Source organism: candidate division WOR-3 bacterium, from assembly GCA_029858255.1.
In the GTDB taxonomy this organism is placed as follows: domain Bacteria; phylum Hydrothermota; class Tepidihabitantia; order SM23-42; family SM23-42; genus SM23-42.
This window is the reverse complement of record JAOUFJ010000003.1, coordinates 151,355-165,948: the sequence shown is the minus strand read 5'-3', so window position 1 is coordinate 165,948 and position 14,594 is coordinate 151,355. Positions and strand designations below refer to the sequence as shown.

Sequence of the window (14,594 nt, the reverse complement as noted above, 5' to 3'; positions counted from 1 at the left end):
TATTACTTTTTTCTTCTGTGAGTTAGCTCTCTAGCTCTCGACTTCCTCGGATTCGGATGTCATGCGCTGGAGAACGTCTTGGGCTGTAATGGCAATATACCGATTTCGGCTATTTGCCGCTTTCTGCAGTGTCTGCATGGCTTTTGTCGTGCCAATATTCGCAAGCGCATTGAGCGCGGCTGCCTTGGTAGGAAGTAGCATATTACCTTTGAACAATGCGCGTTCTTTGACAATGCCAATCAGTGCGTTGACTACTGATTCTTCTTTGCTCCTAGCAAGAGCCTGGATTACATTAACACGGAAGTGCTCATTGATATCGTTGGGTATTCTTGTGTTCCTTTTAAGCCATTGAAGAACTTGAGGCAGCCTGCTTTTGAAATCATCCGCGTCGAGACATTTCATTGCTTCGAGGATGACCTGCGGATATTTGCTGTTGAGCGCTTTCTTGAGATACTCCTTTGACTGTGAACCGCCAATTTTGCCCAGACTTGCCACCACTTCGAGCTGTATCTGTTCGATGTCCTCTCTGATCAACGCACCGATCTCGTCCACCGTTGAATCTGCTTTGAGCTCGCCCAGGATGAAGATGCCATTACGGCGCGCGTACCACTCCTCGGCCTTAAGCAGGTTTAGGGTTTCAGGAATAGCTTTGTCGCTCATTCGCTTAAGGATATCCAGAATTTTCATCCTGACCGAGTAGTCGTCGGTCTCCCTGAGCGTTTGCACCAACAGTGGCGCGGATTGGTCGGCCAGCGCAATCAACGATTCCCTTGCCTCGCCATAAGTGCCGGCTGCCCACAATGAAGACAATAATTCGGGTATGTAGGTGGGGTCTCTTGTTTCACCAATTGCTTTTATGACAAAGCGTTTACGCTCCAGAAATATCGTATCTTTACGCATCAGGTACTTGGCAAATTTCTTGGCGATGAATTCCATCACTTCGGTATTGTTCTTATCGCGCGCTTTGATATAGAGAATTTTCATCGCGTCGATCGCCTTGGCAAAAGTGTTGAGGTCCGATTCCGCTTCTGCCATCGCGTCAAGCCGGTTTGCCATGAGACATACTAGTTCGATACTGCCAGCGTCGAACAGACGGTCGGCGAATTCAACGAGGGCGTCAACGGCACTGACGCGTTCTTCAGGAGATTCACCACGCAGGGATGGAAAGTGGCTTTTCATCTCCATCTCAAGGTTTTTGATCGCATACTTGGTTGCTGCTTCGGGACTTTTCCCTGCTTTTACCCGTTTCATCAACCGATCGACAAATTCGCTCGTGTAATAATCGGGTGCACGGTTTCCGAGCGTCGTCAGAATGCCGGGTAGTTTGTTACCGGACACGTTCTGTAGTATGTCGACGATCTCTTGTTCCGTGTTGCCGCCCTTTTTCTTGGCGATCGTCATCACGATGTCAACTATGTCTTCATCATCCATTGTCGGGACAAGTTTGCGGAACATTTCTGCCAGTTTCGCGTTTTCGCTGCGATATCTGACAATGTTCTTCTTGACCGAAGGAGAGAGTATTGCTAATAGTCTTGAAAAGACCAGTGAATATTCATTCCATCTCTCTTCGCCGTAGCGGTCGGCAACCATGAGGGCAAGCTTCTCGAGTCCGGCAAGGATTTTGTCGGATTGGGCTTCTATCGTATCATCGGCAGTCACACCAAGCACGCCGAGGAAATTGCCCAATTCCTTTAAACGTTCTTCTTCTGTTTTGGGCACCTCTGCAGTGATTATGGATTCGAGGAAGTTCTCCCAGTCGAGTTCCCTCGCCTCCAGATCAGAAGAAACAACGCCGACGCGGTAGATATTGACTTTGATCCCGGTGATGTGTCGTGTCTGCATTACTGCGGTGACGTCGCCATAATCCTCGATGTCTGATGGTTGCAGTGCCATCACCGTAAAGAACTCATAGAGATCGCTCTCCGATACCTCGGTGTTGAATGTTATGCTTTTAACACCCAGCTGTTGAAATCGGGCTATGAGGTATTTCACTATCGACATTTTCGTTGAATCGAATCTCGCATCTTCGATCCTCAAAACACTTTCGATTACGACGATGGAAACGACTCTTTTCTCAATCCGGATTTCATCGAAGAGTTCACGAATGCGCTGCGTCGTGTGCTTCATCGACGGATGACCGTGCGGATAGGTCCGGGCGAGGTATATCCCCATCCTCAGAAGTTTGAGCAAATCATTATATAATGCTAAAACGTGCTCTTCCATTAGGCCTTCAATTTCAATTTGTATTCATACGCCTTGACGCCGAACGATTCTTCGACGAATTCACCTACTTCACGGTAAGAAAAGAAACCTTTGGTCACCTTATATAGATTTTCACCGACCAGTATCGTGTTGCTCGATGCATTCTTCTGCAATATCTGACTCTTACGGAAGCCCTTGGTCAGTATCAGAGCATTTCTCAGGTCTTGTTGCATATCAAAGATCGAGGCCGAGTCGATCTCGGCACCGACCTTGAGCCCGATGGGACTCTTGAGGGTTCCTTTTTTGTTGAAATTGTATACTCTGTTGAACATCTCCTCAGCGGTCAGAATTGCCATGTGGGGCGCGAATCCCGATTCGAGATCGAGTCCGAAAATGCTGACTATCTCGTCACCGATCACCTGGTATATTGTTCCTTTATTCGATTCAACGATTTGTACGAAGATCCCGAAAATCTCATTGAGTACTGCCATTACATCCTCTGCGATCATGGCTTCGCTCATCTGAGTGAAGCCAGAGAGATCAACGCGTAGAAACGTGAGTTTCAGGTCCTGAAACGGAGAGGTTACCCCTTCATGCAATGCAGCACCACAGTGCGGACAGAAGTGCAGTGGTTCGTTGATTTCTCTGCCGCAATTGTCACAGTTCATATCATATCTCCAGCAATTTTGTATATTCCGGTTTCTTGATGAAATGTTGCCGATTTGCGTCGCTCAGCCTCGATTTAATGTCATCGTAAACAAGCAGCGCTTTTCTTCCATGGTGCCGGGCACGCTCGATGTCGTTCTTCTCCATAAAGATCATTGTCATGCGGTACAGTGCAGAGGCAATCAGGGGTGGCAATTTCATCTCCTCGGCGAGGCGCAAAGCTCTCCTTGCATTTTCCATGTTATGGTTCTCGTCGATCATCGAAAGCAATTCGAAGCATTCAAACTCGATTTCATGTTGATTCAACCGCTCCGCGATGCGCAGGCTGTTAATCACGTAGTCATTAGCCTTCTTACAATCTCCATTATTATAATAGACCAGCGCTTTCTTGAGATTGATCTCGGCAAGCAAGCTCTCACGGATAAGGAAGGATATCTTTTTATCGACATCTTTCAAGTACTTTGTGACGTGCCCCGGTTCACCGTTGAGTGAGTAGATGCGCGCCAGATCGAGCGCGGATCTGATATATGCATCGAAGCTGCCAATCGAATCCGCTGTCATGAGACACTCGCTTAGCACGTTTTTTGCTTTTTCGATGTTCCATATTTCATAGTCGATATTGGCAATCAGATACTGAAGTTCGATGTTTTTTCTGATGTCTTCGGTGTCGACGAGAATTTCCAGGCCGTGTTGTAGATAATCGATGGCCTTTTCGTAATTACCCAATCCCTTGTGCAGTTTTGAGAGATTGAGAAGGCAAAGTATCTCAGCTTCTTTGATGTTATTTGCACGGGCGGTGCGCCAACTGAGATTGAAGTTAAGCAGACATTGATCGTACTCATACTTGTTGGCATATAACATCCCCAGATCAGCATAGAGTATCGGCAGTATTTCCACCATTTGGTCGCCGCACTTCTCAATGCTCGCGGTGAGCAGTTTTTCCGCTTCTTCAACTCTATTGAGCAGGATGAGCCCGTATGCCTGACGTTCGGCGAATAACATGGCGTTTTTCTGATCATTATCATTCAACGCTTCGGACAGTTTCTCCCTCGCAGTTTTTTCCATCTTGTTGATATCGCCCTTTATCTCGTATATGTCTATCAAGTTGAGCATTATCTCACGGTAAACGGGTTTGGGTAATTCGGTGCCGAATTTCTTTTTGATATCAAGCACCTGTTCGTAGAATGAAAGAGCCTGGTCGATTGCGTACAGATTCTTGGCTTTGTCGCCTGCGAGCTTGAAATACTTAGTGGCCCGTCCGTACCGGTCACACGCAAGATAGTGGCGTGCTACCTCCTCGTAGAAAGATGAAAGATTGTTAGAATAGACTTGCTCAAGCAGATTGGCCACTTTGTTGTGGATCTCCTTACGCTTTCTCACCGGCAGGACGTTGTAAGCAGCATCTTTGAGCAGGTTGTGGCGGAAGATGTACACCGGATCATCACCGTCCGACGACAGCACGATGTACCCCTCTGCTATCAGATAATCGAGATGTTCTTTCAGGTCAGGTCTGGTGAGTAGTTCGCTCAGAATACGGAGGCTGAAGCGGTAGCCGATGACCGAGGCGTAATCGACGATCAACCGCGGGTCGGAAGCCAGGGAATCGATCGTGGACATTACGAGCCCATATAGATCGTCCAGAAAAACAAGTGTCTGTTCCTTTGAAAGGTACCATTTACCCGATGTTTGCTTGATGATCTTGTTACGGCGTGTATTGCGGATCGCCTCGATCGTGAAAAGCGGGTTTCCGCCAGCTTCCCGGTAGATGAAGTCGGCAAGGTCGTCATCAACCTTACCCAGGATGTGTCGGATCAAAGAATGGACGTCGTGTTTGGGCAGAGGTTTCAGGTCGATCTTCTCGAGTTGCACGGACATGGCTTCAAAGTGTTGATTTGGAGCATTGATCAATAGAAACATCACAGGTTCGTTCTCTAATTCGGTCATCAGATATATGGTGAGTTCTTTTGACATGATGTCGGCTTGACCGAATTCCTCAAAAATGAGCACAAGTGGTTTGTTGCGGCATTCGTTCTTGATGATATCGCGCACTGATGCATAGATCTCTTCGTTGACCATGCGTATCTCGTCACTTTGCAGCCGCCCGATATCGGTAAGGAGCAAGTGCTTGATGCCTTTTGCCAGTGAACGATTGAAGTTCTGCTGAGCGAATATCTCGTCGAGGCGTTTGGTTGTGATATCCTGACCATCAAGTTCATGCAGCTGCAGCATATTTCTCAAAAGGGTTCGGAAAGGGTGATAAGGCGATTGAGCATCGACCGAGCAGTTTGTTTCGAAGCAACTGCATTTGTCGCTCTTATTCAACTGCACTTCAAATTCTTCCTTGAGCCTTGTTTTTCCAATGCCCATTTGTCCGTTGAGGATGCAGTAGACCGGTGCATGGCGGATCGACTTCTGAGCGAGGTCGAGTAGTTTATTCAACTCCGCTTCCCGGCCAAACAACGGCATTCTCTGGGGTTCAAAGACACGCGGTGTTGCCCTGATTTTCTTCAGGCGGTAGATGTCAACTTTAGTTTGTTTCCCTCTGACCGTTTGTTCGCCGATGTGCTCTGCATCGATATGCCGTAGCACCGCGTTATAGGTGGGCCTGGTCATGAGGATTTCGCTGTGCTGGCTTATTTCGGTGATACGGGCAGCGATATTGATCGTGTCACCGATAACGGTAAGGAAAGGCGATTCCTTGAGGACGAAACCAAAGAAGGCCCTTCCAGTATTCAGTCCGATTCGCAGATCGATATCCTTGAAGAATTTCGATTCCTGCTTTGTCTTCAACCACCAATCTCTTATGCGACTTGCACACCGCGTTGCCCTGAGAGCATCGTCATGGTGTGCATGTGGTGCACCGAAAATACCGAGTATCCGGAAGTCGGGGATGATACGGTTCGATGTCCCGTTGTATTCCTCGACGATGTCTTCAATGCTACTCAAGAACTCTTGAACATGTTGCTTTGTCGTTGCGTAGGTATCTTTCTTGATGAGTTTCTCAATGCCGGTCAGATTGACGAAGAAGACAGTAAGCAGTCTGAGCTCACCTCCCAGTAGCCTGAGGCGCTCCGATTCGGCGACCCCGCTGCCTTCAGTCTTCAACGCTACACCGCAATTTGTGCAGAACTGTGCATAGTCCGGATTGTTTGAATAATTACAGTAATTACACTTAGTCATATTCTCAGTTCAGTCCCTTTCCGGGTGATCGGCCATACCCAAATTCAAAAAATATTATAAACAAATATCACAAAACGTCAAGATTTTGTATAATTGCATACGTTGATTCGTGTCCGCTATTGGCTATAATCTCTGTATGAAGGAGAACTTCAAGCGATATTCATTGGTTCAGGCCGGGGATAAGCTGGTTGATTTGGGGCTCCAGAAATACCGTGCCGAACAGGTGTTCAAGTGGATCTGGCAGAAGAACGCGGGTGATTTTTCGGTGATGACCAATATTTCCAAAGAATTGCGGGATTACTTCAATGGGATATATTCGATCGCCGGGGTTAGAATCGCAGATTTACAGCGCGAAGATGTAGATGCTGAGAAGTATCTACTGGAACTGGAAGATGGCCTCCATGTTGAGTCGGTATTCATCCGGGAAGGCACAAGACGTACGATATGTGTCTCCTGTCAGGTGGGGTGCCCGCTTGCCTGCAAGTTCTGTGCAACTGGTGTACTCGGCTTCGACCGGAGCCTCCATGCGTACGAGATCGCGGATCAGGTACGGGTTATTCAGGAAAACAGGGGAGACAAATGCACCAATGTCGTTTTCATGGGAATGGGCGAGCCGTTCCTCAATTTTGATGAAGTTATCGGGGCGCTGGAGATCCTGTCTTCACCTTTGGGCCTTGGCATCGGCAGGAGGCATACTACAGTGTCAACTGTTGGAATTGTTGAAGGCATTGAAGCTCTATTGAAATCTTCGATCCGGGTCAAGCTGGCGATCTCACTGAATTTTGCCGACGAAGAGCTCAGAAAGGATCTCATGCCGATCGCCCGAAAGAATCCGCTTAAGGATGTCTTGAGACTCGCCAAGATCTACTCGCTGCAAAAAGAGATGGTGACGTTTGAATATGTGATGATCAGAGATATCAATGATGGCATTCAAGACGCACAGAAATTGATTCGACTGCTAAGAAATATACCTTCGAAAATAAACCTCATACCATATAACGAACACCCTCAGTTGCCCTACAAGAGGCCCGGGGACGAGAACATAGAGGCTTTTTTCTCGAGTCTTCTGGAATCGCATCATACCGTGGTCATCAGAAAATCACGGGGACAGACGATTCTAGCTGGCTGCGGTCAATTGAGCGGTTCGCTGGCCGCACGAGGATAAATATGAATTCTCATCTTCTGAAATCTTGCATTATTCGTGTTTTGATTTGATGCACAGAAACCGAAAATACGATGAATAAATCAGTGCGCGTGCATATCATCGTACAGGGCATTGTACAAGGTGTTTTCTTCCGTGCGGATACGAGAAGGGTTGCGCAATCTCTGGTACTCACCGGTTGGGTGAAGAACTTGCCCGATGGGAGGGTGGAGATACTTGCCGAAGGCCCACCCGACAAGATGGATGATTTTGTGCACTGGTGTCAGAAGGGTCCTTCATTCTCGCGTGTCGAGCACGCTGAAGTCAACTGGGCGAAGCCGACGGGTGAGTTCGCTTCTTTTGAAATCAGATATTGACGGCGCGCACAGAGTTTTTTCTCACCATCATCTCTTCAAATATCCGGAGCGATAGGGCAGAGTCGGTATCTTGACTGCGGCGAAAAATTCTGTATAATAGTGAGCTGTTGTGCATACATGCGATAGACCTTAGTTGTCTTTAACGAATATAGAGTCCACGTTCAATCATAGAATGGAGGCATGATGGGTAAGACCTTGGCGGAAAAGATTCTATCCGAGAAGAGTGGCCAGGATGCACATTCCGGCGACATAGTAATCGCCCGTGTCGATGTGGCTGCCTTTCAGGATGGCACCGGGCCGTTGGGTGTACGTCAGCTTCAGAAGATGGGTTTGGATAGAGTCCGGGCACCGAAGTCAATATTCTTTCTCGACCATGCTGCACCCTCCCCACGCAAGGAGCTGTCGAATGACCATATGCTCCTTCGCGAATTCAGCCGCAAGTCTGGGGCGGTCCTTTCCGAGGTAGGCGAAGGTGTGATCCACCAGCGGTTGGTCGAGTCTTACGCAAAACCTGGTGATGTCGTGATCGGAGGCGATTCACATACCTGCACCTCAGGAGCACTGGGTGCCTTTGCCACTGGCATGGGGTCGACCGACGTGGCGATCGGAATGGCAATGGGAAAAACATGGTTCAAGGTTCCTGAAACATTCCGGGTTGAAGTAACCGGCGATTTTCCGCCGGGCGTTTATTCAAAGGATCTCATTCTCTATCTGATCGGCCTGCTCGGTGCAGATGGTGCCACCTACAAGGCCCTGGAGTTTGGCGGACCAGCGATCAGAAAAATGTCGATGGAGTCGCGCTTTGTCCTGTCCAATATGGCTGTCGAGGCAGGGGCAAAGACCGGTCTGATTGCTTCGGATGAGAAGACGAAACAGTACCTCAAGGTGCGTGGACGCTTGAAGGATTGGCGACCATTGGTGCCCGACAGGGATGCTGTATACGAGCGCGTTATCAATATCGATGCGCGGAAACTATCACCCCAGGTTGCATTTCCCCACACTGTGGACAACACAAAGAGTGTACGAGAAGCGCGTGGAATCAAGGTCGACCAAGTCTTCCTCGGCACTTGTACTAACGGTCGCATGGAGGATTTGAAGATTGCCGCCAGAATACTCAAAGGCAGGAAACGTGCGGACCGCACGCGATTGGTTGTCGTCCCGGCTTCCCGTGATGTATATCTGGCTGCTGTGAAGTTGGGATTGTTAGATACATTTGTCCGTGCGGGCGCTATTATAATGGGGCCGGGGTGCGGTCCTTGTGTCGGCGTTCATCAAGGCGTTCTTGGTGATGGAGAGGTTTGTCTCTCAACCGCCAACAGAAATTTCCGCGGGCGCATGGGCAATCCTGAAGGTATGGTTTACCTGGCCTCACCTGCCACTGCTGCTTGTTCGGCCATCAAGGGTCAGATCAGCGATCCAAGAGAATTTTTTTTGAAAGTTCGTCGCGAGAAAACACAAAAACCTCTAAGGCGGCGAAAGAAAAGATAATTTCATCTATCCTAATTTATGAGGAGTAAGGAGGAAACGAGATGGGCAAACTAAAAGAAAAACTTACAAAAATGATTCCTGCGCTGCGGGAAGATATCAAGGGTTTTGTCAAACAGAATGCTGACAAAGTCATATCAGAGGTTAAGGTGTCACAATTATATGGTGGCATGCGGGGCGTCAAAGCCTTAGTGTGTGATACCTCGGTAGTACCTCCGGATAAAGGACTCATCATTCGCGGTCGACCTGTTGCTGAATTGAAGGATCAATTGCCCGAGGCCGTTTTTTACCTCTTGGTAACGGGTGAGATGCCGGATGCAGAGGCTCTGGAATCCCTGAAGAATGAGCTGAGCAGCCGGTGTCAAGTACCCGACTACGTCTGGAAAACACTCGAAGCACTACCCAGGGATTCTCACCCCATGGTGATGTTCAGCCTGGGCATTCTCGCGATGGAGAAGGAGTCGGTTTTCAGAAAGCAGTATACTGCTGGGATGAAAAAAGAAGATTACTGGGATGCTACACTTGAGGATTGCATGAATCTTCTTGGCAAACTTCCAAATCTTGCTGCTGGTATTTATCGCATGAAATTTGACAAGGGTTCGAGGATCGAACCCGATCCAAAGCTTGATTGGGCGGCAAACTACGCGCATATGCTTGGCATAAAGGATTCGACCGGATCATTCGCAGATCTCATGCGGCTCTATATGGTCCTGCATTCTGATCATGAAGGCGGGAATGTGAGTGCCCACACGTGCCACTGCGTTGGTTCGGCGCTTTCGGATCCCTATTACGCCGTGTCAGCGGGCCTGAACGGTCTGGCCGGACCGTTGCATGGTTTGGCAAATCAAGAATGTTTACGCTGGGTGATAATGGTCAAGGAGAAGTTCGGTGGCGTGCCGACTGACGATCAACTCAAGCAGTTTGCCTGGGACACGTTGAATTCCGGGCAGGTCATCCCGGGGTACGGTCATGCGGTGCTCAGGATAACTGATCCGCGTTTTGATGCATTCCGAGAATTCGGCGCGCGGGTCTGCGCTGATGATCCTTATTTCCAGATCGTTGATAAGGTCTTCAACGTGATCCCCCTTGTGTTGAAGGAACATGGTAAGGCAAAAGACCCCTGGCCGAATGTCGACGCGGCCTCGGGCTGTCTGTTGTACCATTTCGGCCTGACCGAGTTTGAGTACTACACGGTTTTGTTTGGAGTATCGAGGGCCATGGGAATGTGCTCACAGCTCATCGTTAGCCGAGCTCTTGGTGAGGCCATTGAAAGGCCAAAGTCGGTAACAACGAGTTGGGTCAAAGAAGCGGTGTCAAAGGGTTAATTCGTATCGACCAGGAGGTTAGTGATGATTCTTAAGGGAAAGGCATGGAAATTTGGCGACAGTATCTCAACCGATCTGATCTGTCCTGGACGGTACTTCCACTTGCGATCTAATCTACCAGAGCTTGCCAAACATGTGCTCGAAGATGCTGATAAGGAATTTGCCTCGAAGATGACAGAGGGTGATTTCGTCGTGGCCGGTGGTAATTTCGGGCTGGGTAGTTCACGAGAGCATGCACCGACAATCATAAAGCTTGCAGGTGTATCGGCAGTACTGGCAAAGTCTTTCGCGCGGATATTCTATCGTAATGCCATAAACGTTGGCCTGCCTCTCCTGGAATGCGATACTGATAAGATCGAACAAGGTGATGAGATCTGGGTTGACCTGGCGACCGGTATAATAAAGAACAAAACGAAAGACATTGAACTCACTGCCCATCCGTTGCCAAAGGCGATGCTGAATATTCTGAATGATGGAGGACTTCTGTCGCACATAAAGAAGCACGGCGATTTTAAACTAGATTAGTCAAAGGAGACAAAAGATGAAAAAGATGAAAAAAAATCTGGCGAAAAAGACTAAGAAAATGAAATCAAAAAAAGTGTCGAAGACAAAGAAGATGAAGAAGCTTGCTAAGAAGAAAATAGTGAAGAAGACCAAGACGCCGGCTGTGATCGTCAGGGCCCAGCAACATTTTGGGGGAATACTCGAAACCCAACTTCAGCGAGTCAGGCGTCTAAAGAAAGCCCAGGAATGGATAGAATATGGAAAACTCCATCCGTTGATCATTGGAATTCTGGGTGGTGATGGTATTGGCCCTTACATAACGGCCGAGGCACAGCGGGTACTTGAGCAGATTCTCAAAGGTGAAGTTTCGCGTGGCAAGGTCGAGTTCCGGGTGATTGAGGGCATGACCATTGAGAAGCGGTCCGAGGTCATGAAACCGATACCGGATGATGTCCTGGTCGAAATAAAGAAATGCCACGTGACATTGAAGGGGCCGACGACAACACCGAAGAAGGGCGATCCCTGGCCGAATATCGAGAGTGCTAACGTTGCAGTGCGGAAGGAATTGGATTTGTTTGCCAACGTGCGACCGGTGCGCGTTCCTGCACTGGGTATTGACTGGATGTTCTTCCGGGAGAATACCGAAGATGTGTACGCACTGGGACCTTTCGGCATTGAAGTAACACCGGACATCGCGATCGATTTCAAGCTTACAACAAAACCAGGCAGTGATCGTATTATCAGGCTGGCTTTCGAATACGCCAAGAAGAACAAGGTGAATCGCGTGACCGCGGTTACGAAGGCAAATGTTGTCAAAACCACTGATGGGCTTTTTCTCAAGACGTTCTATGAAATAGCCAGGGAATATCCCGGGATTGAGTCGGATGATTGGTTTATTGATATTATGACCGCGAAACTTGTTGATGAAAAACGACGGCGTGAGTTCAAGGTGATGGTTCTTCCGAACCTCTATGGTGATATTCTTACGGATGAGGCTGCTGAATTCCAGGGTGGTGTTGGTACTGCTGGCAGTGCAAATATCGGCAAGCGCTACGCCATGTTCGAGGCGATTCATGGAAGCGCTCCGCGTATGGTAAAGGAAGGCAGGGCGAAATACGCAGACCCGAGCAGTGTCATCCGGGCAGGTTCCATGCTTCTCAATCATTGCGGATATGTGGAGCATGCGAGGAAACTCGAGATGGCGCTTGATATATGTGGTCAACATGAGAAAAAGCTCGTGATGACTGGGCGTTCCACTGGGGCAACGGGACGTGATTTCTGCAATTACATTCTGGATACGATGAATGACCCCGGTCTGGAACAACGCTGGAAAGGATATCAACAGGTTTAGTGCGTCCAACGCTAAGAAGCCCCGCCGACCGGCGGGGCTTCTTTTACGCTTTACTGCCCATGGACTTGACATCATGTAAAAATTGAATAGAATTTTAGAATGGCTGTGGATGTCAGAGTTGGTCTAATCACTGGCGGTGCTACAGGTATTGGTGCAGCAATTGTCCGTCGTTTCGTGCAGGCAGACACGCAAGTGGTAATCTGCGATGTTGATGAAGAGAACGGTGAGAAATTGGCGGCGGAGATTGGGGAGTCCGCCAGATTCTACAGACTGGATATAGCTGACGAAAAGCAGGTAAACGAAGTCGTAGAAGAAATATCTGGAGATTTCGGCAGAATAGACTTCCTTATTAATAATGCGGGTATAACCAACGACAAGCTGTTGATACGTATGAGCAAGGACGATTGGGATCGCGTTCTGCAGGTCAATCTTACGGGTACCTTTCTCGTCACGAGAGCCGTGGTGAAACACATGATGAAACAACGTTATGGCAGGATAGTAAATATCGCTTCGGTGATAGGACTAGTGGGTAACTTTGGTCAGACAAACTATGCCGCGAGCAAAGCTGGGATAATCGCGTTCACGAAATCATGTGCAAAAGAATTCTCAAGCCGCAACATCAATGTCAACGCGGTGGCACCCGGTTTCATCGAAACAAGGATGACCGAAGTTATTCCCGAGGATATCAGGCAGAACTACCTACATTTGATACCGCTTGGTCGCTTTGGAGAACCCACTGATGTTGCGAATTTGGTTTTTTTCTTGACCTCCGACGAGGCTTCGTACATAACCGGCCAGACTATATGTGTGGACGGCGGAATGGTCATGAGGTAGTGGCGCAATACCGGTTCTATTGTGCTTTGAATCAGAGAAAATGAAAGGAGGAATAAGATGGCCCTTTTTGATGAGGTAAGAAATATAATCGTGGAGCAGCTACATGTACCACCAGAGAAAGTCACAATTGATGCCAAGTTCATTGAAGATCTTGGTGCGGATTCCCTTGACACGGTTGAGTTGATCATGGCATTCGAGGAGAAATTCAGTCTCCAGATATCAGAGGAAGAGGCGCAGAAGCTCGACAACGTGGGTAAGGCGGTGTCCTATTTAGAGGAGAAGCTTAAGCAGAAATGAGAAGGGTCGTTGTTACAGGGCTGGGTGCGATTACACCATTGGGAAATGATGCCAAGACGACTTGGGAGAGGCTTCTCAAAGGAATCAGTGGTATCGATAATATCACGTCCTTTGATACGACTGAACATGTGGTCAAGATCGCCGGTGAGGTTAAAGATTTTCGTCCTGACGAGCGGATTCCTCCCAAAACTGTAAGGAGGCTTGACCGGTGTGTTCAGTTGTCGCTGTGGTCGGCTGTCGAGGCGGTCGAAGACTCGAAGATTGATTTCGGCAAGTACGATCCGGACCGGATTGGAGTGATAATCGGTTCTGGCATCGGCGGGCTCTTGACCTGGGAGGCAGAACACAGGAAATTCATCGAGCAAGGACCGAGTCGTGTTTCACCATTTCTCATTCCTATGATGATCAGCGATATGACTTCCGGATACGTTTCCATTCACTGGGGACTGAAAGGACCCAATTATACTACTGTATCAGCCTGTGCTTCCGGTGCTCACGCAATCGGTGAAGCTTTTCGTGCGGTCAAATATGGCGATGCCGACGTTGTGATCACGGGTGGCGCAGAGTCGCCGATCACTCCGTTTGCCGTCGCAGGTTTCAGCAACATGAAGGCACTCTCAAGGCGCAACGACGAGCCACAAAAAGCGTCGAGACCATTTGATAAGGCGCGCGATGGATTCGTGATTGCCGAGGGCGCGGCGACCCTGGTTCTGGAAGAACTGGCATTCGCGGAAGCAAGGGGTGCGAGGATATATTGCGAGATCTTGGGTTACGGTGCCACTGGTGACGGTTATCATATAACTGCTCCGGCACCCGAAGGAGAAGGCGCGCGCAGGTCCATGGCAAGATCGATAAAGGAAGCCAATTGCCGGAACGAAGATATTGATTTCATAAATACCCATGGTACGTCGACCGAGTTAAACGATAAGTTCGAAGCTCGGGCTATTAAGGATTTATTCGGCGCCCACGCCAGTTCACTGGTGCTGAACGCCACGAAGTCTATGCTTGGTCATAGCCTTGGCGCCGCTGGCGCGGTTGAGTCTGTGGTTATGATCCTCTCGATCAGGGATCAGATCGTGCATCCCACGATAAACCTCGATGATCCCGATCCCGAGTGTGAAGGTTTGGACATTGTGCGTGGCGAGTCCAGGAAAGTGAAGATAGATTACGGATTGTCAAATTCGCTCGGTTTCGGTGGACATAACGCAACACTTTGCTTCAAGCGTTTTTGA

Annotated in this window: 12 protein-coding genes; 9 read left to right on the top strand and 3 right to left on the bottom strand. The window is 48.7% G+C overall.

Going from position 1 to position 14,594, the window contains the following annotated elements:
* Window positions 1–30 precede the first annotated feature (30 nt).
* Genes OEV79_02970 through OEV79_02960 form a run of 3 tightly spaced genes read right to left on the bottom strand, consistent with a single transcriptional unit; the run spans window position 31 to window position 6,048 of the window.
* Window positions 31–2,223: a HEAT repeat domain-containing protein gene (locus OEV79_02970; GenBank protein MDH4210392.1), complete on the bottom strand. Its 2,193-nt coding sequence runs from the start codon at window positions 2,221–2,223 to the stop codon at window positions 31–33.
* Window positions 2,223–2,870 (bottom strand): hypothetical protein, encoded by a 648-nt coding sequence (locus OEV79_02965; protein ID MDH4210391.1) that lies wholly within the window; start codon window positions 2,868–2,870, stop codon window positions 2,223–2,225. The genes OEV79_02970 and OEV79_02965 overlap by 1 nt, the downstream gene beginning before the upstream one ends.
* Window position 2,871: 1 nt before the next feature.
* Window positions 2,872–6,048, bottom strand: a complete 3,177-nt coding sequence (locus tag OEV79_02960; protein MDH4210390.1) for an AAA family ATPase — start codon at window positions 6,046–6,048, stop codon at window positions 2,872–2,874.
* A gap of 136 nt (window positions 6,049–6,184) precedes the next feature.
* On the opposite strand from OEV79_02960, the gene rlmN reads away from it, so the two are divergent.
* From rlmN to fabF, 9 genes are all read left to right on the top strand, one after another.
* Window positions 6,185–7,213 carry a 23S rRNA (adenine(2503)-C(2))-methyltransferase RlmN gene (gene rlmN, locus OEV79_02955; protein MDH4210389.1) on the top strand — a complete coding sequence of 343 codons (1,029 nt, stop codon included), beginning with the start codon at window positions 6,185–6,187 and terminating at the stop codon, window positions 7,211–7,213.
* A 71-nt stretch (window positions 7,214–7,284) separates the two neighbouring features.
* Window positions 7,285–7,566: an acylphosphatase gene (locus tag OEV79_02950; GenBank protein MDH4210388.1), complete on the top strand. Its 282-nt coding sequence runs from the start codon at window positions 7,285–7,287 to the stop codon at window positions 7,564–7,566.
* A 183-nt stretch (window positions 7,567–7,749) separates the two neighbouring features.
* On the top strand, window positions 7,750–9,054 hold the full coding sequence (locus OEV79_02945) for a 3-isopropylmalate dehydratase large subunit (GenBank protein ID MDH4210387.1): 1,305 nt from the start codon (window positions 7,750–7,752) through the stop codon (window positions 9,052–9,054).
* 41 nt (window positions 9,055–9,095) lie between these two features.
* The gene (locus OEV79_02940) at window positions 9,096–10,376 is read left to right on the top strand and encodes a citrate (Si)-synthase (GenBank protein MDH4210386.1); all 1,281 of its coding nucleotides are present in this window, start codon (window positions 9,096–9,098) and stop codon (window positions 10,374–10,376) included.
* Window positions 10,377–10,400: 24 nt separating this feature from the next.
* Window positions 10,401–10,901, top strand: a complete 501-nt coding sequence (locus OEV79_02935; GenBank protein MDH4210385.1) for a 3-isopropylmalate dehydratase small subunit — start codon at window positions 10,401–10,403, stop codon at window positions 10,899–10,901.
* Between the two features lie 91 nt (window positions 10,902–10,992).
* Window positions 10,993–12,231 carry an isocitrate/isopropylmalate family dehydrogenase gene (locus tag OEV79_02930; GenBank protein ID MDH4210384.1) on the top strand — a complete coding sequence of 413 codons (1,239 nt, stop codon included), beginning with the start codon at window positions 10,993–10,995 and terminating at the stop codon, window positions 12,229–12,231.
* Between the two features lie 99 nt (window positions 12,232–12,330).
* Entirely contained in the window at window positions 12,331–13,065 is a 735-nt protein-coding gene (gene fabG, locus OEV79_02925) for a 3-oxoacyl-[acyl-carrier-protein] reductase (GenBank protein MDH4210383.1), read from the top strand.
* A gap of 57 nt (window positions 13,066–13,122) precedes the next feature.
* The gene (gene acpP / locus OEV79_02920) at window positions 13,123–13,362 is read left to right on the top strand and encodes an acyl carrier protein (protein MDH4210382.1); all 240 of its coding nucleotides are present in this window, start codon (window positions 13,123–13,125) and stop codon (window positions 13,360–13,362) included.
* Window positions 13,359–14,594, top strand: coding sequence for a beta-ketoacyl-ACP synthase II (gene fabF, locus OEV79_02915; GenBank protein MDH4210381.1), 1,236 nt, complete (start codon window positions 13,359–13,361; stop codon window positions 14,592–14,594). Before acpP ends, fabF begins: the two co-directional genes overlap by 4 nt.